This is a genomic window from Streptomyces sp. 1-11, from assembly GCF_007176755.1.
Lineage (GTDB): Bacteria > Actinomycetota > Actinomycetes > Streptomycetales > Streptomycetaceae > Streptomyces.
In genome coordinates, this window is the sequence record NZ_BJTV01000005.1 from 370,487 (window position 1) to 388,643 (window position 18,157).

An 18,157-nucleotide genomic window follows, 5' to 3' on the forward strand; every position below is an offset into this window, starting at 1 on the left:
TACGATCGGCCGGTTCTCACCCCGAGGAGCGAAGAACCGGTGACCGCCGTCCTGCCCCCGTCCACCACGACCGCCGGACCGCACGACGTGCGGCTGCTGACCCGCACCGAGGACGGCGAGCGGCTGCACGCGCTGCTGTGGCGGGCGGGCCCGGGCTGGCGGATGATCAGCAGCGCCGTGCTCGGCGGCGGCATCGGTGAGCGCGGCTGGGTCCTCAACGCCCAGGTGGCGCACGGCTACCGGCGTACCGACCCGGAGCGGCACCTCGCCGAACTGGCCACCGCCGCGGGGGCGGCCGGACCGGGCGTCGGGCTGATGACGGCGGCCGACGTCTCCCGCCACGGCCGCGCGGCGGACGGCGGGGCGCAAGCGGTCGTCACGGCGGGCATCAGCGTGCGCGGCTGGGCCGCGACCGAGGCGGAGGGCACCGTACTCCCCGCGCAGCCGGGCACCATCAACATCGTCGCCGTCCTCCCCGTGGCGCTGACCGACGCCGCCCTGGTCAACGCGGTCGCCACCGCCACCGAGGCCAAGGTCCAGGCCCTGCTCGACGCCGGCCACGACTGCTCCGGCACCCCCACGGACGCCGTCTGCGTGGCCTCCCGGACCCCGGCCCCCGGCACCCCCCTCCACCCCTTCGCCGGCCCCCGCTCCCTCTGGGGCGCCCGCCTGGCCCGAGCGGTCCACCGGGCGGTGGGCGAGGCGGTCGCTCCCGCGAGATGAGCGGCAGCCACCGGCCGGCACCGGCGTCCATACTGGAGCCGGGAGGACCCATGACTCAGCAGACCCTGTACCGGCAGTTGCGGGACCGCCGTGATCGCATGACTCCGCCGCCGGGTTTCGCCTGGCCCGAGATCAGTGACGGACAGCTCGTGATGATGATGAGCCCGCGGCCTCGCCACCAGTACACGGCGAAGCTGGTTTCCCGGCAGCTCGACGAGCAGCTTCCCGAGGGCTTCTTCGCGTTCGAGGCGACCGATACGGACGACGAGTCGCTCGGCACGCTGCGCATCCCGGACATCCTCGTATGCCCCAGTGAGGCCATGCAGACGGACGACCCGCTCGACCCCCGTGAGATCGTCCTGGCCATCGAGATCGTCTCGCCGTCGAACCCGGGGAACGACTACGAGAACAAGACACGTGACTACCCCGCCATGGGCATCCCCCACTACCTGATCATCGACCCGCGCGACGGGACGTGGACCTACCAGTGGGGCATCGGCCGCAACGACGGCCGCCCCGCCTACGAGAACCGGCTGCACCTCCCGTACGGCGACCCGGTCACCGTTTCCACGGACCTGGGCGCCTGGACGATCGACACGACCGGACTCCCCCGGTACAGCGCCAAGGACATGGGTTTGCCGCAGGAGCCGTAGCGGGCCGGCGGGCCGGTGCCGGCGGACGATGAGCCTCCGCCGCCCCGCGGGTGACCCGGCGTCAGGCGAGCCGCTTGGTCAGGGTGTACTCCGTGAGGCCCGGGGGGTAGTCGGGGATCACGCAGACCACGTCGTAGCCCTGCCTCTTGTAGAAGTCCGGGGCCTGGAAGTCCCAGGTCTCCACGCGGGCGCCGGCGCAGGCGCGGCCGGTGCGGGCGAGGTGCTCGGCGTCGGCGAGGAGGCGGGAGCCGAGGCCCGCGCCGCGGTGGGGGGTGTCGACCCACAGGTAGGTGATGTGCAGCCAGGTCGTCCAGGTGTGGCCGACCAGGCCGCCCGCCAGTTCGCCGGCCTCGTCCAGCGCCCACACGTGCAGCGGGACCTCGCGCTCGCCGGCCGTGCCGCGCAGGGCCGCCAGCACCGGGGACGCCGCCGTGTTGGTGTCCCGCAGCCGGGAGCGGAGCAGATCGCGTCGGGCTCTGTCGACTTCCGCCTCAATACGAAACATGCGGCACACCATAAACGGGCCGGGCGGCCAGTTCCGTAAATCGACTTCCGGCGCGTGCCCGTATCCGTACTCTGTGGAGCAGCGCCGGTGGGGGCCGGTGCTGATCAGGGGGCGAGACAGACGGGTACGGCGCCCGTGGTGGGGGTAGCAGTGTTCGCAACGGCGGCGGCCGTGCGGTCGGCGTTCCTCAACGCGGGTGTCGTGTCCGCGCGGGTCGTCGTTCTCCGGACCTTGGCTATCCCCTGCTCCGCGTGGAGCCCGGGGAAGGGGGTTTCGTGGTTCGCATCCGAGTCCTGGTCGTCGACGACCACCGTATCTTCGCCGAGTCGCTGGCGGCCGCGCTGGCCGCCGAGCCCGACGTCGACGTCCTCGCCGCGGGCAGCGGCCCGGCCGCGCTGCGCTGTCTGGAGCGCGCGGCCGCCGAGGGCCGCCGTTACGACGTCCTCCTCGTGGACGCCGACCTGGGGACCGCGCTGCCCGGCGGCCGCCCGGCCGTGCCCGTGCACGACGGCGACGAGGAGGGCCTGGTCGACGGGATCTCGCTGGTCGCGGGCGTCCGCGCCGCGCAGCCCGCGGTGCGCACGGTGGTCCTCGCCGAGCGGGACGACTCCCGGCGGGCCGCCCTCGCCCTGCAGGCCGGCGCCTCCGGCTGGGTCGCCAAGGACTGCTCGCTGTCCCGGCTGCTGACGGTGATCCGGGGGGTGCTGCGCGACGAGACGCATCTGCCGCCCGCCCTGCTCACCGGGGTCCTCAAGGAGCTGACGGCCGCCCGCAAGCACCGCACCGAGAGCGAACGGCTGGTGGAGTCGCTGACCCCGAGGGAGCGGGAGGTGCTGCGGTGCATGGTCGCGGGGCTCGGCCGCAAGGCCGTGGCGGAGCGGCTGTTCCTGTCCCCGCACACCGTGCGCACCCACATGCAGAACGTCCTCGGCAAACTGGGCGTCCACTCGACCCTCGCCGCCGTCGCGCTCGCCCGCAGGGCCGGGGTCGGTCCGGCCGACCTGGGGCCCACCGGGCCCCTCGGGGTGGAGGAGAGCAGCAGCGCCTGACCGGCCCACGCGTCCCGGGCGTCGCGTCCGGGCCGCGGTGAGCCCGGCGGGTCCTCAGCCGGGGATGTTGTCGAACGGGGCAGTCAACTGACGCAGCAGACCGGCCAGTTCGGCCCGCTGAGCGCGGGACAGCTCGGCGAGGATCGCCCGCTCCTGCTCCAGCAGCCCCGCGAGTGCCTGGTCCGCGCGGTCCTGGCCGGTGTCGGTCAGCCGGACCAGCACGCCCCGCCGGTCGCTCGGATCCGGCAGCCGCTCCACCAGGCCCTTCTTGGCGAGCCGGTCGATCCGGTTGGTCATGGTGCCCGAGGTGACCAGGGTCTGGGTCAGCAACTGCCCGGGTGAGAGCTGGTAAGGGGTTCCCGCGCGCCGCAGCGCGGTCAGCACGTCGAACTCCCAGGGCTCGAGCTGATGTTCGGCGAACGCCAGCCGGCGCGCGCGGTCCAGGTGCCGGGCCAGCCTGCTCACCCGGCTGAGCACCTCGAGCGGCTCCACGTCGAGGTCCGGGCGCTCCCGGCGCCACGCTGCGACCAGTCGATCGACCTCGTCCTCCATGGAGATCAGTGTAGTGGTTGTGTCGACATGAAGTCTCTTGATGTCGAGTCTCTTGACATCGAGACAAGTTCCTCGGGAGAGTGAACGTCATGACGACACCCGCCTGGGACCCCGCCCAGTACCTCCGTCACGCCGGCCACCGCGCCCGCCCCTTCACCGACCTGCTCGCCCGCATCCCGGACCTCCCGTCCCCCCGGCCCCGGATCGCCGACCTCGGCTGCGGCCCCGGAAACGTCACCGCGCTGATCGCCGGCCGCTGGCCCACCGCCCACATCACCGGCCACGACAACTCGACCGAGATGCTCGACAAGGCACACGTCGACCACGAGGGCCCCACGGCCGGCGGCGGCCGGCTCGACTTCGCCCACGCCGACGTCCGCACCTGGACGCCCTCGGAGCCGTACGACCTGATCGTCTCGAACGCCACCCTGCAGTGGGTGCCCGGGCACGCCGGCCGCTTCGCCGACTGGATCGCGGGCCTGAAGCCGGGCGGCGCCTTCGCCTTCCAGGTCCCCGACAACACCGACGCCCCGCTGCACGCCCTGATGCGCGAACTGGCCGCCCGCCCCCGCTGGAAGCCCCTCCTCGGCGGCGTCCTGCGCGACCGTGACTCCGTGCACACCCCTGGCGCCTACCTGGACCGCCTCGCCCGCCTCGGCTGCGCGGCCGACGTGTGGCAGACGACGTACCAGCACCTCCTGACCGGCGAGGACCCCGTCCTCGACTGGGTCAAGGGCACCGGGCTGCGCCCCGCCCTGACCGCGCTCGCCGACGACCCCGAGGCCCGCGACGCCTTCGTCGCCGAGTACCGCGACCTGCTCCGCGCCGCCTACCCGAGCACGCCCTACGGCACGGTCCTGCCGTTCCGCCGGCTGTTCGCGGTGGCCGTGAAGGGGGCGTGACGGGAGGCGGGCGGCCGCCCGGCGCCCCGGGCCCGCACTGTGCTCGGCGCCCCGGTCCCGCACTGCCCGCCACCCGGAGCCCGGGGGAGCCCGGAGCCCGGAAAAGCCCGCTAGGCCTTCCGGTGCCCTATCAGCCGCGGCTTCTGCTCCAGGCCGTCCAGGCCGTGCCAGGCCAGGTTCACCAGGTGCGCCGCGACCTCCGCCTTCTTCGGGCGGCGCACGTCCAGCCACCACTGGCCGGTCAGCGCGACCATGCCGACCAGCGCCTGGGCGTACAGCGGGGCCAGCTTCGGGTCGAAGCCGCGGGACTTGAACTCGCGGCCCAGGATGTCCTCCACCTGGGTGGCGATGTCCGAGATGAGGGAGGCGAAGGTCCCGGTCGACTGGGGGATGGGCGAGTCCCGGACCAGGATGCGGAAGCCGTCCGTGTACTCCTCGATGTAGTCCAGCAGCGCGAACGCCGCCTGCTCGCACAGCTCACGCGGGTGCCCCGCGGTCAGCGAGCCGGTCACCATGTCCAGCAGCCGCCGCATCTCGCGGTCCACCACCACCGCGTACAGCCCCTCCTTGCCGCCGAAGTGCTCGTACACCACCGGTTTGGACACCCCGGCCTTCGCCGCGATCTCCTCCACCGACGTGCCCTCGAAGCCCTTCGCCGCGAAAAGGGTGCGACCGATCTCCAGCAGCTGCTGGCGGCGCTCGGCGCCGGTCATACGGGTCCGGCGGGTCCGCCGCTGCTTGTCGTTGCCGGGAGTGCTGCTGGAGTCGGTCGCCACGGCGTCAATCATGCCGCCTCGGCTGCTTCCCTCCTGCGGCGGGAGCCGTCGTCGCCGGTGTTGCGCCGCGAATCGATACGCGAGCGTGACGGCCAGCGCACGTCGTACGCCCAGCCGAGCAGCTCGAACCAGCGGATGAAACGCGCGGAGGAGTCGATCTGGCCGCGCATCACCCCGTGCCGGGCCGACGTCGGGTCGGCGTGGTGCAGGTTGTGCCAGGACTCCCCGCACGACAGGACCGCCAGCCACCACACGTTGCCCGAACGGTCCCGCGACTTGAACGGCCGCTTGCCCACCGCGTGGCAGATCGAGTTGATCGACCACGTCACGTGGTGCAGCAGCGCCACCCGGACGAGTGAACCCCAGAAGAACGCGGTGAACGCACCCCACCAGGACATCGTCACCAGCCCGCCGATCAGCGGCGGAAGCGCCAGGGACACGGCCGTCCACAGCACGAACTGGCGGGAGATCGCCCGCAGCGCCGGGTCCTTGATCAGGTCCGGGGCGTACTTCTCCTGCGGGGTCTGCTCCTCGTCGAACATCCAGGCGATGTGCGCCCACCACAGGCCCTTGATCAGCGCCGGGACCGTCTCCCCGAACCGCCACGGCGAGTGCGGATCACCCTCCGCGTCGGAGAACTTGTGGTGCCTGCGGTGGTCGGCCACCCAGCGCACCAGCGGCCCCTCCACCGCGAGCGAACCCATGATCGCCAGCGCGATCCGCAGGGGCCGCTTCGCCTTGAAGGAGCCGTGGGTGAAGTACCGGTGGAAACCGATCGTGATGCCGTGGCACCCCAGGAAGTAGAAGAACACCAGCAGGCCCAGATCGAGCCAGCTCACCCCCCAGCCCCAGGCCAGCGGCACGGCCGCCACCAGTGCCACGAACGGCACGGTGATGAACAGGAGCAGCGTGATCTGTTCGATCGAACGCTTCTGCTCACCGCCCAGCGTGGCGGAGGGGATGGAGGTGTCGTTGGCCTTACGGGCTTCGTCGATCACATCGGAACTTGAGGTCATGCGCGTCCCCTGTGGGGTCTAGGGTCGAGGCAGATGCCGGGCCGCCGGGACCGGCGGGACATGGAACGACCTTCCCTACGGTCCCGTAACCTACGGCGTCGTAAGTATGTCAGCGTGCCGTCCGGCGGCAAGAGCCCAAGAGCCTGCGCGTCCGAGTGGACACCTATCCTTGAAGTCGGTCGGACAGCGCGGTCCGCTCTGATTCCTTTCCGGACGCCCAGGCCCGTATGCGGCACCCGCCGCGCGGTGGACGGACGCCCGGGTTCCCTCCAGACGAGCTTCAACACTGCAAGGAGCCGCACCTGTGAGCAGTGCCGACGACCAGACCACCACGACCGGCAGCGAGCTGCGCGCCGACATCCGCCGGCTGGGCGACCTCCTGGGCGAGACCCTCGTACGCCAGGAAGGCCCCGAGCTCCTCGACCTCGTCGAAAAGGTCCGCCGCCTCACCCGGGAGGACGGCGAAGCCGCCGCGGAGCTGCTGCGCGGCACCGAACTGCAGACCGCCGCCAAGCTGGTCCGCGCCTTCTCCACCTACTTCCACCTCGCCAACGTCACCGAACAGGTGCACCGCGGCCGCGAGCTGCGCGCCCGCCGCGCCGCCGAGGGCGGCCTGCTCACCCGCACCGCGGACCGCCTCAAGGACGCCGACCCCGAGCACCTGCGGCAGACCGTCGAACACCTCAACGTCCGCCCCGTGTTCACCGCGCACCCCACCGAGGCCGCCCGCCGCTCCGTCCTCAACAAGCTCCGGCGCATCGCCGCGCTCCTGGACACCCCCGTCCTCGACTCCGACCGCCGCCGCCACGACATCCGCCTCGCCGAGAACATCGACCTCGTCTGGCAGACCGACGAACTGCGCGTCGTCCGCCCCGAACCCGCCGACGAGGCCCGCAACGCCATCTACTACCTCGACGAACTCCACGCCGACGCCGTCGGCGACGTCCTCGAGGACCTCACCGCCGAACTCGAACGCGTCGGCGTCAAGCTCCCCGACGCCACCCGCCCCCTCACCTTCGGCACCTGGATCGGCGGCGACCGCGACGGCAACCCGAACGTCACCCCCCAGGTCACCTGGGACGTCCTCATCCTCCAGCACGAGCACGGCATCAACGACGCCCTGGAGATGATCGACGAGCTGCGCGGCCTGCTCTCCAACTCCATCCGCTACGCCGGGGCCACCGAGGAACTGCTCGAGTCCCTGCACAGCGACCTCGAACAGCTCCCCGAGATCAGCCCCCGCTACAAGCGCCTCAACGCCGAGGAGCCCTACCGGCTCAAGGCCACCTGCATCCGGCAGAAGCTGGAGAACACCAAGCGGCGCCTGGCCAACGGGACCCCTCACCAGGACGGCCGCGACTACCTCGGCACCGGCGAACTCCTCGCCGACCTGCGCATCATCCAGACCTCCCTGCGCGAGCACCGCGGCACCCTCTTCGCCGACGGCCGCCTCGCCCGCACCATCCGCACCCTCGCCGCCTTCGGCCTCCAGCTCGCCACCATGGACGTCCGCGAACACGCCGACGCCCACCACCACGCCCTCGGCCAGCTCTTCGACCGCCTCGGCGAGGAGTCCTGGCGCTACGCCGACATGCCCCGCGACTACCGCGCCAGGCTCCTCGCCAAGGAACTGCGCTCCCGCAGGCCGCTGGCCCCCAGCCCGGCCCCCGTCGACGCCGCCGGCGCCAAGACCCTCGGCGTCTTCGAGACCGTCAAGAAGGCCCTCGAGGTCTTCGGACCCGAGGTCATCGAGTCCTACATCATCTCCATGTGCCAGGGCGCCGACGACGTCTTCGCCGCCGCCGTCCTCGCCCGTGAGGCGGGCCTGGTCGACCTGCACGCCGGCTGGGCGAAGATCGGCATCGTGCCGCTGCTGGAGACCACCGACGAGCTGCGCGCCGCCGACACCATCCTCGAGGACATGCTCTCCGACCCGTCCTACCGGCGCCTGGTCGCGCTGCGCGGCGACGTCCAGGAGGTCATGCTCGGCTACTCCGACTCCTCCAAGTTCGGCGGCATCACCACCAGCCAGTGGGAGATCCACCGCGCCCAGCGCCGGCTGCGCGACGTCGCCCACCGCTACGGCGTACGGCTGCGCCTCTTCCACGGCCGCGGCGGCACCGTCGGCCGCGGCGGCGGCCCCTCCCACGACGCCATCCTCGCCCAGCCCTGGGGCACCCTGGAGGGCGAGATCAAGGTCACCGAGCAGGGCGAGGTCATCTCCGACAAGTACCTGATCCCCTCCCTCGCCCGGGAGAACCTCGAACTGACCGTCGCCGCCACCCTGCAGGCCTCCGCCCTGCACACCGCGCCCCGCCAGTCGGACGAGGCCCTCGCCCGCTGGGACGCCGCCATGGACGTCGTCTCCGACGCCGCCCACGCCGCCTACCGCGGCCTCGTCGAGAACCCCGACCTGCCGACGTACTTCCTCGCCTCCACGCCCGTCGACCAGCTCGCCGAGCTGCACCTGGGCTCGCGGCCCTCCCGCCGCCCCGGCTCGGGCGTCTCGCTCGACGGTCTGCGCGCGATCCCGTGGGTGTTCGGCTGGACCCAGTCCCGGCAGATCGTGCCCGGCTGGTTCGGCGTCGGCTCCGGCCTCAAGGCGCTGCGGGAGACCGGTCTGGACACCGTGCTCGGCGAGATGCACGAACAGTGGCACTTCTTCCGCAACTTCATCTCCAACGTCGAGATGACCCTCGCCAAGACCGACCTGCGCATCGCCCAGCACTACGTCGACACCCTCGTCCCCGACGAGCTCAAGCACGTCTTCGACACCATCAAGGCCGAACACGAGCTGACCGTCAGCGAGGTTCTCAAGATCACCGGCGAGGACGAACTCCTCGACGCCGCCCCCGTCCTCAAGCAGACCTTCGCCATCCGCGACGCCTACCTCGACCCGATCTCCTACCTCCAGGTCGCCCTGCTCAAGCGCCAGCGCGACGAGGCCGCCGCCGACGCCACCCCCGACCCGCTGCTCGCCCGCGCCCTGCTCCTCACCGTCAACGGCGTGGCGGCGGGCCTGCGCAACACCGGCTGACGCCCCCCGCCGCACACACGGGTGCCCCCGTGGTCGCACGACCACGGGGGGCACCCGTACGTCTACGCCGGCCTCAGCCGCGCAGCGCCCGCCGGCGCCGGGCCACCAGGTAGCCGCCCGCGCCGACCAGCGCCGCGGCGGCGGCCGACAGCAGGCCCACCGGGGCGCCGTTGCCCGTCTCCGCCAGGTCGCCGCCGGCGCCCTGGGCGGACGGCGACGAGGACACCGCCGGGGACGGCGAGCCGGACACCGCCGTGGACGGCGAGCCCGACGCCGGCGCACCCGGCACCGAGCCGGACGAGGACGACGGCGACGCGGCGGACGAGGAGCCCGGCGCCGAAGCGGACGGCGACACCGAACCGGACGGCGCGCCCGCGCCCCCCTCGGAGCCGGCGCAGTCCGTCCAGAACACCTTGTGCTTGGCCGCGCCCTTCTCGCCCTCGAAGTTCCAGAACAGCTTGTAGTGACCGTCGGGCAGCGACAGGTCCTCCGTACGGCCGTGACCGCCGGCGTCCAGCGTGAGCGCACCGGACTTCACCGTCCCGCCCTTCACGGACGCCGTCGGCGCCCAGGCCTCGATGTGCCAGTCGACGCGCTGCACGCCGTCGAAGCCGAAGGCGTCCAGGTAGAACGTGCACACGTGGGGCTCGTTGCGGCGCAGCTCCTCGCCGGTCCGGGCATCGTGGATCTTGACGGTGCCGTTGTCGCCGGGAGCGGTGGCGTGAGCGGCGGCGGGGACGGCGAACAGCGCCGCCGAGGCGACGGCGGTCAGTACGCCGACGCGAGTGAGGGTGGGCATGGGGCAGTCCATCTACGCGACAGGAACAGGAAGACGTGGAGGGGGCGGTTCAGCTTCCGGCCCGGCCCGGCACCCGGTCAATCACGAACGGACAACACACAGGGTCCCCACCTGTGTGAAGAACGGACCGATCCCGTCACAGCGCCACGAACGCCGCCGTCAGCAGCGCCGCCCCGGCCCCCGCCAGCATCCACGCGGCCCGCGTCAGCCGCATACCGCCCGCCACCACCACCGACGCCAGCAGCAGTGCCCCGCCGAACGGCACCCACGCGTACAGCACACCCGCCGCACCCGACCGCACCACCTCGGCCGACCCCGGCTTCACCACCACGTCGTACGTCCGCCCCGTGCGCACCGCGACAGTCCGCTCGATCTCCACGCGCGCACGCGCTCCGGCACCCGCCGGAACCGGAGTGAACGGACCGGTGCACACGCCCCCCGCGCAGTCCGCCACCCGCATCGTGCCCCGCTCGCGCCCCTTGGTCAGCATCACGTGCTGCGCGGTCCCCCAGGAACCCCACACCCCGGCGAACAGGATCAGCGCGGCGACGGCACCCGTCGTCGCGACCCGCCCGAACCGCAGCGCGGTCACGGAGGCCTGGCGGGCAGTGGTGGCTGAGGCAGGCATGGCCGGGATCATTGGCCATACCCATACTCCCGGTCAACTCGCGCGCGAGCCAAGACCGGACAAGTCAGGAGTTGTACGCGCTCTGCGCCCGCTCAAGACCCTCCGTCACCAGACACTCCACCGAATCCGCCGCCCGGTCCACGAAGTAGTCCAGCTCCTTGCGCTCCGAAGACGAGAAGTCCTTCAGCACGAAATCCGCCACCTGCATCCGCCCCGGCGGCCGGCCGATCCCGAACCGCACCCGGTGGTAGTCCGCGCCCATCGCCTTCGTCATCGACTTCAGGCCGTTGTGCCCGTTGTCCCCGCCGCCCAGCTTCAGCCGCAGCACCCCGTAGTCGATGTCCAGCTCGTCGTGGACCGCCACGACGTTCGCCGCCGGCACCTTGTAGAAGTCCCGCAGCGCGTTCACCGGACCGCCCGACAGGTTCATGTACGACATCGGCTTCGCCAGGATCACCCGGCGGTTCGCCGGCCCCACCGGACCGATCCGCCCCTCCAGCACCTGCGCCTGCGCCTTGCCCGCCCGCTTGAACTTCCCCCCGATCCGCCCGGCGAGCAGGTCCACCACCATGAAACCGACGTTGTGCCGGTTCATGGCGTACTCCGGCCCGGGATTACCGAGCCCCACGATCAGCCAGGGGGCACCTGCGGGAGTGCTCACGTCCATGTCTCCTTGATACGCGCCAGCCGCCGTCCCCCACGGGGAACAGCGGCTGACGAAACGACGACTACGAGGATCAGGCCTCGGCGACCTCTTCGGCGCCCTCGGTCTCCTCGCCCTCCGCGGCCTCCTCGGCCTGCGCGGCCAGGACCTGCAGGACGACCGCGTCCTCCTCGACGGCCAGGGTCACGCCGGACGGCAGGGCGATGTCCTTGGCGTGGATGGAGGCGCCGGCCTCCAGGCCCTCGACGGAGACGGTGACGGCCTCGGGGATGTGCGTGGCCTCGGCCTCGACCGGCAGCGCGTTCAGCACGTGCTCGAGCAGGTTGCCGCCCGGGGCGAGCTCGCCCTCGGTCTGCACCGGGATCTCGACCGTGACCTTCTCGCCGCGCTTGACCAGCAGCAGGTCGACGTGCTCCAGGAAGCCCTTGATCGGGTCGCGCTGCACGGACTTCGGGATCGCCAGCTCGTTGGACTTGCCGTCGATGTCCAGCGAGATCAGGACGTTCGGCGTACGCAGCGCCAGCAGCAGCTCGTGGCCCGGCAGGGTCAGGTGCAGCGGCTCGGAACCGTGGCCGTACAGGACAGCCGGAACCTTGTTGTCACGACGGATACGACGGGCGGCCCCCTTGCCGAACTCGCTGCGCGTCGCGGCGGTGAGCTTCACCTCGGACATGTTGATCACTCCTCGGAAAACAGAGACGGACGTGGTCACCCGGCCACGAACGGCCTGCTACGAAGAGCGCGTCGATAACGGACAGCCGTACCCCGTCAACAAACGGGAAACGGCCTCCCTCGCCGAGCAACTGCAGCAGTCTACTCGGCAGGGGAGGCCGCACCCAAAACGATCTTCAGCTAGCCCGCCGCGGCGGGCTGCGGAAACCTCACTGCTCGTCGAAGAGGCTGGTCACCGACCCGTCCTCGAACACCTCACGCACCGCACTCGCGATCGTCGGAGCGATCGACAGCACCTTGATCTTGTCCAGGTCGCCGGCCAGCTCACCCGGCGTCGGCAGCGTGTTCGTGAACACGAACTCGCTCACCCGCGAGTTCTTCAGCCGGTCCGCCGCCGGACCCGACAGCACACCGTGCGTCGCCGTCACGATGACGTCCTCCGCACCGTGCGCGAACAGCGCGTCCGCCGCCGCGCAGATCGTGCCACCGGTGTCGATCATGTCGTCCACCAGGACGCAGATACGGCCCTTCACATCACCGACGACCTCGTGCACCGTGACCTGGTTCGCCACGTCCTTGTCCCGCCGCTTGTGCACGATCGCCAGCGGCGCGCCCAGCCGGTCGCACCACCGGTCCGCCACCCGCACCCGGCCCGCGTCCGGCGACACCACGGTCAGCTTGTCCCGGTCCACCTTGCCGCCCACGTAGTCCGCCAGCAGCGGCAGTGCGAACAGGTGGTCCACCGGACCGTCGAAGAAGCCCTGGATCTGGTCCGTGTGCAGATCCACGGTCAGGATCCGGTCCGCACCCGCGGTCTTCATCAGATCCGCGATCAGACGCGCCGAGATCGGTTCACGGCCCCGGTGCTTCTTGTCCTGCCGCGCGTAACCGTAGAACGGCACGATCACCGTGATGGACCGGGCCGACGCGCGCTTCAGCGCGTCGATCATGATCAACTGCTCCATGATCCACTTGTTGATCGGCGCCGTGTGGCTCTGGATCAGGAAGCAGTCGGCACCACGCGCCGACTCCTGGTAACGCACATAGATCTCGCCGTTGGCGAAGTCGAAGGCCTTCGTCGGGACAACCCCGACACCCAGCTGCTGGGCGACCTCCTCGGCAAGCTCGGGGTGGGCGCGGCCGGAGAAGAACATCATCTTCTTCTCGCCGGTCGTCTTGATCCCGGTCACAGCACAGTCTCCTCAGAGGTCTCTAAAAGCCAGCCGGCTGCTCAAGCCGCCACTCGGCTGGGCGCGAGAGGCCGAATCAGCTGGTAGGGGTGCGGTTGTCCACTTATCACGGTACGCCGTGTTCGAGGCGCCCGTTTCCCGTCAGTCCTCGTCACGGCCCTGCCGGGACGCCGCCTCGGCCGCCTTCGCGGCCGCGCTCCCCGGACGCTTACGAGCCACCCAACCCTCGATATTCCGCTGCTGACCACGGGCCACGGCCAGCGAACCGGGCGGCACATCCTTCGTGATCACGGACCCGGCGGCGGTGTAGGCACCGTCCCCGACCGTGACAGGAGCCACAAACATGTTGTCCGACCCCGTCTTGCAGTGCGACCCGACGGTCGTGTGGTGCTTGCTCTGACCGTCGTAGTTCACGAACACGCTCGCCGCACCGATGTTCGAGAAGTCACCGATCGTCGCGTCACCCACGTACGACAGATGCGGAACCTTCGTCCCCTCACCGATCGACGCGTTCTTCGTCTCCACGTACGTGCCGATCTTGGCCTTCGCGCCCAGACGCGTACCGGGCCGCAGATACGCGTACGGACCCACCGACGCGCCCGCGCCGATCCGCGCACCGTCCGACACCGTGTTGTCCACCCGCGCCCCGGCACCCACCCGGGTGTCGTTCAGCCGGCTGTTCGGACCCACCTCGGCGCCCTCGCCGATCAGCGTCGTGCCCGACAGCAGCGTGTTCGGATGCACCACCGAGTCCCGCTCGAACGTCACCGTCACGTCCACCCACGTCGACGCCGGATCCACGACCGTCACACCGTCCAGCATCGCCCGCGTCAGCAGACGGTCGTTCAGGATGCGACGCGCCTCCGCGAGCTGCACCCGGTTGTTGATCCCCGCGATCTCCCGGTGGTCACCGGCGACCGACGCGCCGACCCGGTGCCCCGCCTCACGCAGGATCCCGAGCACGTCCGTCAGGTACTCCTCGCCCTGGCTGTTGTTCGTGCGCACCTTCTTCAGCGCGTCCGCCAGCAGCCGGCCGTCGAACGCGAACACCCCGCTGTTGATCTCACGGATCGACCGCTGGGCCGGCGACGCGTCCTTGTGCTCCACGATCGCCGTCACCGCGCCCGACGCCTCGTCGCGCACGATCCGGCCGTAACCGGTCGCGTCCGGGACCTCCGCGGTGAGGACCGTCACGGCGTTGCCGTCCGCGGCGTGCGTCTCCGCGAGCCGCCGCAGCGTGTCCGTGGTCAGCAGCGGAGTGTCCCCGCACACCACGACCACGGTCCCGTCGACCGGCCCGCCCAGCTCCTCCAGCCCCATCCGCACCGCGTGCCCGGTGCCGTTCTGCTGCTCCTGCACGGCCGTGCGGACGCCGGGGTCGACCTCGGCCAGGTGCGCGGTGACCTGCTCACGGGCGTGCCCCACGACGACGACCAGGTTCGCCGGGTCCAACTCACGGGCGGCGGCCAGCACATGGCCCACCAGGGAACGGCCGCAGATCTGATGCAGGACCTTCGGTGTGGCCGACTTCATACGGGTGCCCTCACCCGCTGCGAGAACTACGACGGCTGCCGGGCGAATGGCGCTCACGGGGTTGCCCTTCGGCTCTGGATGGGTGGGGGTGACAGCCGCAGGATACCGGGGCGCGTTGTGGCGGATATGAGTGCGGGCCCTGACGGTACTGTCACCGGTCAGGACCCGAACTGTGCATCTGCTCCCGGGGGAGGACTCGAACCCCCATGATCAGAACCAAAATCTGACGTCTTGCCCTTAGACGACCCGGGATTACCGCTATGTCCGATTTTGGTGATCGGTAGCGGTGGCAGCCCCTACTATGCCGTACCACCAGCCGTCGATGCGACGGTACAGCTCCGCCCCCTGCAGAACATTGATCACAAGACAGCCCCTGCAGTCCTCGCCCACGTCCTTGCGGACGGTCTTCGGGTTGTGCTTCTTGATGGTCGTCTTGTCGAAGGAGGACCGGCCGGCGCCGACAAGGGCGGCCCAGTACTGTTCGGCGCCCGGCACATCGGCGTTTTCATGGGACGAAGGCGACGTCCTCCCGGCGCAGTGCGACCGCTCGCTTCCGCAATGTTTCGAAGTCGTCGTACCCGGTGCTCTTGCCCGGTGAATGTGTCATACGCATACCGTCCGGGCGGAATGATCGGCTCCGGAGTCGAACGGGCGGGGTTCAGCTGTTCGAGGGATTCCGGTGGGTTCCGGTGTCATTCGATTACGGAGTGTGGTGTGTGGAGGTAGGCGAAAGTCACCGGAAATGGCGCGGCCGCCGCCCGTAGGCTGGGGGCATGACCACGACGGGGGAAGAGCACGCCAGGGCCCTGACCGGCCCATGGTGGTGGGCCAGGTGGCGCAGTGCGGTGCTCGACGGGAGTCTCGCGCTGGTGTCGGCCGTGGAGTGCGGCGCGGAGGGGATCCCCTTCGCCCGGGACGCGGGTGTCCCGGTGTCGGTGGGCGTCGTGTTCGGGGTGCTCGCCGGCTCGGTGCTGCTGGTGCGCCGGAAGTGGCCGATCGCCGTCGTGCTGGTCGCGATCGCGATCACGCCGGCCCAGATGGGCTTCCTGATGGGCATCGTCGGGCTGTACACGCTGGCGGCGTGCGAGCTGCCGCGGCGGATCATCGTGGCGCTGGCGGGGATGTCGCTGGTGGGCACGATGATCGTGACGTTCGTGCGGGTGCGGCAGGACATGGCGCGGGGCGATCTGACCCTGGGCGACTGGTTCGTGCCGTTCGCCTCGATCACGACGTCGCTGGGTCTCACGGCTCCGCCGTTGCTGCTGGGTCTGTATGTAGGTGCGCGGCGCCGGTTGATGGAGAGCCTGCGGGAGCGGGCGGACTCGCTGGAGCGGGAGCTGCAGTTGCTCGCGGAGCGGGCGGAGGAGCGGGCCGAGTGGGCGCGCAACGAGGAGCGGACGCGGATCGCCCGGGAGATGCACGACGTGGTCGCGCACCGGGTGAGTCTGATGGTGGTGCACGCGGCGGCGTTGCAGGCGGTGGCGCGCAAGGATCCGGAGAAGGCGGTGAAGAACGCGGCGCTGGTGGGGGACATGGGGCGGCAGGCGCTGACGGAGCTGCGGGAGATGCTCGGGGTGCTGCGGGCCGGGGAGAGCGCCGGGCGGCGGGCCGCGGCGGTGCCGTTGGCGGCGGTGGGGCTGGCCGCGGCGCGGGCGGCTTCGGGGGCGGCCGAGGAGGAGGGGCCGTGTCTTGAGGAGCTCGAGGAACTGGTGGGGCAGTCGGCGGCCGCGGGGATGGTGGTCGATCTGTCGGTGGAGGGGGAGGTGCGCTCGTATGCGGCGGAGGTGGAGCAGACGGCGTACCGGGTGGTGCAGGAGGCGCTGACGAACGTGCACAAGCACGCGGCGGGTGCGAAGACGTATGTGCGGCTCGCGCATCGGGGCGGGGAGATCGCGATGCAGGTGGAGAACGGGCCGCCGCCGGAGCCGGGTTCCGCGTCGGCGGCCGGGTTGCCGTCGGGGGGCAACGGTCTGGTGGGGATGCGGGAGCGGGTGCTGGCGCTGGGCGGTGTGTTCGTGTCGGGGCCGACGGACGTGGGGGGTTTCCGGGTGTCGGCGGTGATCCCGGCGGTCTGAGGCGTGCCCGCGGCGGGGCGGTGGCGGGTCCGTGGCGGGGGCGGGCGTACGGAGGCCGGGGTGTGTGCGGGTCAGGCCGTGGTGAGGCGGGCCGGTTCGGCGCCGGTGACGAGGGTCGACAGGGCGTGGTCGATGTCGGGTCCGAGGTACCAGTCGCCGGCGTGGTCGAGGGCGTAGACGCGGCCTTCGGTGTCGATGGCGAGGACGGCGGCGGTGCCGGTCTCCTCGCCGAGGGGGCTGACCTCGGTGCCGAGGGCGCGGCCGAGGTCGCCGAGGGTACGGGCGAGGTGGAGGCCGTGCAGCGGGTCGAGGTGCACGGTGGCCGGGGCGACCTGGCGGCCGGGGCCGGTGGGGGCGATGCGCAGTCCGCCGAATTCGGCCCAGGCTTCCACGGCCGCGGGGAAGACGGTGTGCTGGTGTCCGGCGGGTGAGCTGTGCTCGCGCAGGGTGTCGGCCCAGTACTCCGCCTGCTTTATGTCCCAGCGTCCGGGCTGCCAGCCGGCGGCGCGCAGGGCGGCGTCGACGGGTACGGGGAAGCGGGACGGGGGTCCCCCCGGTCGAGCGGAGCCGAGACTGGGGGAGGAGGTGCGGTCGGGGTGCATCTGCCCTTCGATCGTCGTGCGTGCTGTGCGGGTGGTGCGGGTTGTTCTCGGAGTTGTCGTCGTGCGGGGGTGCCAGGGCTCAGTCGTCGACGGTGGGGTCGACGACGCGGACGCCGAAGTGGGCGCTCAGGGCGGTGCAGGCGCGGCAGGGGGCGGCGAAGCTGCCGTGGAGGGGGTCGCCGTCCTCGCGTATACGGCGGGTGGTGAGCTTGGCCTGTTTGAGGGCCTTGCGGGCTTCGCCGTTGGTCATGGGCTTGCGGGCGGCGCGTTTGCTGCGGGCGGCGTCGGCGGCGGTGATGTGCCGTGAGATGAGGATGGTCTCGGCGCAGCGGCCGGTGAAGCGGTCGCGCTGGGCGCTGGTGAGGGTGTCGAGGAAGTCCTGCACGAGGGGGTGCAGGATGGGGGGCTGGTCGCCGCGGGCGGGGGTGCCGGTGAGGGTGGTGCCGCGGACGGAGAGGGCGGCGGCGATGGTGGGCAGGATGCCGTCGCGGCGGTGCCGCAGAGTGGGGACGGGGGCCTGGTGGGTGCCGCTCCAGCCGATGCGGGGGTCGCCGGCGCGCACGTCGGTACCTCCGGTCTGCATCGCGTTCATGTGCGTTTTCCCTCCCCGGGAGTGCCCCCGAAGGACACAGAGTGCCAAATGCCGTGGCTGCTGCGGAAGCTGGGGCGGCGCGACACGCCCTGGTCGAGTGGTGTCGTCACGATGGGGTGACGGCCGGTCACGCAAGCGGGGCCGGGATGTGGCGGGGTGGGGCGGCGGGCCGGTGACCGGTGTGCGCGT

At 71.4% G+C, this 18,157-nt stretch carries 18 protein-coding genes, 1 tRNA gene and 1 pseudogene; 6 read left to right on the top strand and 14 right to left on the bottom strand.

Annotated features, from left to right (window positions below; genetic code table 11):
• The first annotated feature begins 39 nt into the window (after positions 1 to 39).
• Entirely contained in the window at positions 40 to 723 is a 684-nt protein-coding gene (locus TNCT1_RS13590) for an adenosylcobinamide amidohydrolase (protein WP_174266276.1), read from the top strand.
• Between the two features lie 50 nt (positions 724 to 773).
• Complete coding sequence (locus tag TNCT1_RS13595; RefSeq protein ID WP_143631210.1) at positions 774 to 1,376, top strand: Uma2 family endonuclease; 603 nt, start codon at positions 774 to 776, stop codon at positions 1,374 to 1,376.
• A gap of 61 nt (positions 1,377 to 1,437) precedes the next feature.
• Here the strand turns inward: TNCT1_RS13595 and TNCT1_RS13600 are convergent, their stop codons facing one another.
• A complete protein-coding gene (locus tag TNCT1_RS13600; RefSeq protein ID WP_143631213.1) occupies positions 1,438 to 1,881 on the bottom strand; it encodes an N-acetyltransferase in 444 nt (147 codons plus the stop codon).
• Between the two features lie 275 nt (positions 1,882 to 2,156).
• Between TNCT1_RS13600 and TNCT1_RS13605 the strand changes: the two genes are divergently transcribed.
• A complete protein-coding gene (locus TNCT1_RS13605; protein WP_216856616.1) occupies positions 2,157 to 2,930 on the top strand; it encodes a response regulator transcription factor in 774 nt (257 codons plus the stop codon).
• A 54-nt stretch (positions 2,931 to 2,984) separates the two neighbouring features.
• On the opposite strand, the gene tamR is transcribed toward TNCT1_RS13605, so the two are convergent.
• Positions 2,985 to 3,482: a MarR family transcriptional regulator TamR gene (gene tamR, locus TNCT1_RS13610; protein WP_143631217.1), complete on the bottom strand. Its 498-nt coding sequence runs from the start codon at positions 3,480 to 3,482 to the stop codon at positions 2,985 to 2,987.
• 89 nt (positions 3,483 to 3,571) lie between these two features.
• Between tamR and TNCT1_RS13615 the strand changes: the two genes are divergently transcribed.
• A complete protein-coding gene (locus TNCT1_RS13615; protein WP_143631219.1) occupies positions 3,572 to 4,384 on the top strand; it encodes a trans-aconitate 2-methyltransferase in 813 nt (270 codons plus the stop codon).
• Between the two features lie 110 nt (positions 4,385 to 4,494).
• On the opposite strand, the gene TNCT1_RS13620 is transcribed toward TNCT1_RS13615, so the two are convergent.
• Both TNCT1_RS13620 and TNCT1_RS13625 read right to left on the bottom strand, forming a co-directional pair.
• Positions 4,495 to 5,172, bottom strand: a complete 678-nt coding sequence (locus TNCT1_RS13620; protein ID WP_143631221.1) for a TetR/AcrR family transcriptional regulator — start codon at positions 5,170 to 5,172, stop codon at positions 4,495 to 4,497.
• Entirely contained in the window at positions 5,169 to 6,176 is a 1,008-nt protein-coding gene (locus tag TNCT1_RS13625; protein ID WP_143631223.1) for a fatty acid desaturase, read from the bottom strand. Before TNCT1_RS13625 ends, TNCT1_RS13620 begins: the two co-directional genes overlap by 4 nt.
• 304 nt (positions 6,177 to 6,480) lie before the next feature.
• Between TNCT1_RS13625 and ppc the strand changes: the two genes are divergently transcribed.
• Positions 6,481 to 9,213, top strand: coding sequence for a phosphoenolpyruvate carboxylase (gene ppc / locus TNCT1_RS13630; protein WP_143631224.1), 2,733 nt, complete (start codon positions 6,481 to 6,483; stop codon positions 9,211 to 9,213).
• A 73-nt stretch (positions 9,214 to 9,286) separates the two neighbouring features.
• On the opposite strand, the gene TNCT1_RS13635 is transcribed toward ppc, so the two are convergent.
• From TNCT1_RS13635 to TNCT1_RS36285, 8 genes and pseudogenes are all read right to left on the bottom strand, one after another.
• Positions 9,287 to 10,012 (bottom strand): LPXTG cell wall anchor domain-containing protein, encoded by a 726-nt coding sequence (locus tag TNCT1_RS13635; protein WP_143631226.1) that lies wholly within the window; start codon positions 10,010 to 10,012, stop codon positions 9,287 to 9,289.
• Positions 10,013 to 10,148: 136 nt separating this feature from the next.
• The gene (locus TNCT1_RS13640) at positions 10,149 to 10,652 is read right to left on the bottom strand and encodes a hypothetical protein (RefSeq protein ID WP_143631228.1); all 504 of its coding nucleotides are present in this window, start codon (positions 10,650 to 10,652) and stop codon (positions 10,149 to 10,151) included.
• Between the two features lie 52 nt (positions 10,653 to 10,704).
• The gene (gene pth, locus TNCT1_RS13645) at positions 10,705 to 11,307 is read right to left on the bottom strand and encodes an aminoacyl-tRNA hydrolase (RefSeq protein ID WP_143631229.1); all 603 of its coding nucleotides are present in this window, start codon (positions 11,305 to 11,307) and stop codon (positions 10,705 to 10,707) included.
• Between the two features lie 70 nt (positions 11,308 to 11,377).
• Positions 11,378 to 11,977 (bottom strand): 50S ribosomal protein L25/general stress protein Ctc, encoded by a 600-nt coding sequence (locus TNCT1_RS13650; protein ID WP_143631231.1) that lies wholly within the window; start codon positions 11,975 to 11,977, stop codon positions 11,378 to 11,380.
• A 208-nt stretch (positions 11,978 to 12,185) separates the two neighbouring features.
• On the bottom strand, positions 12,186 to 13,166 hold the full coding sequence (locus TNCT1_RS13655; RefSeq protein ID WP_143631232.1) for a ribose-phosphate diphosphokinase: 981 nt from the start codon (positions 13,164 to 13,166) through the stop codon (positions 12,186 to 12,188).
• Positions 13,167 to 13,307: 141 nt separating this feature from the next.
• Entirely contained in the window at positions 13,308 to 14,756 is a 1,449-nt protein-coding gene (glmU, locus tag TNCT1_RS13660; RefSeq protein ID WP_143631234.1) for a bifunctional UDP-N-acetylglucosamine diphosphorylase/glucosamine-1-phosphate N-acetyltransferase GlmU, read from the bottom strand.
• Between the two features lie 124 nt (positions 14,757 to 14,880).
• Positions 14,881 to 14,951, bottom strand: a tRNA-Gln gene (locus TNCT1_RS13665).
• 6 nt (positions 14,952 to 14,957) lie between these two features.
• Positions 14,958 to 15,209 (bottom strand): annotated as a pseudogene (locus TNCT1_RS36285) (hypothetical protein); the annotation flags it as partial.
• A gap of 263 nt (positions 15,210 to 15,472) precedes the next feature.
• Here TNCT1_RS36285 and TNCT1_RS13675 point away from each other — a divergent pair.
• Positions 15,473 to 16,774, top strand: coding sequence for a sensor histidine kinase (locus tag TNCT1_RS13675; RefSeq protein ID WP_143631237.1), 1,302 nt, complete (start codon positions 15,473 to 15,475; stop codon positions 16,772 to 16,774).
• Positions 16,775 to 16,845: 71 nt separating this feature from the next.
• On the opposite strand, the gene TNCT1_RS13680 is transcribed toward TNCT1_RS13675, so the two are convergent.
• Positions 16,846 to 17,376 carry an SUKH-3 domain-containing protein gene (locus TNCT1_RS13680; protein ID WP_143631239.1) on the bottom strand — a complete coding sequence of 177 codons (531 nt, stop codon included), beginning with the start codon at positions 17,374 to 17,376 and terminating at the stop codon, positions 16,846 to 16,848.
• Positions 17,377 to 17,455: 79 nt separating this feature from the next.
• Positions 17,456 to 17,968, bottom strand: coding sequence for a YwqJ-related putative deaminase (locus TNCT1_RS13685; RefSeq protein ID WP_143631241.1), 513 nt, complete (start codon positions 17,966 to 17,968; stop codon positions 17,456 to 17,458).
• Between the last annotated feature and the right edge of the window lie 189 nt (positions 17,969 to 18,157).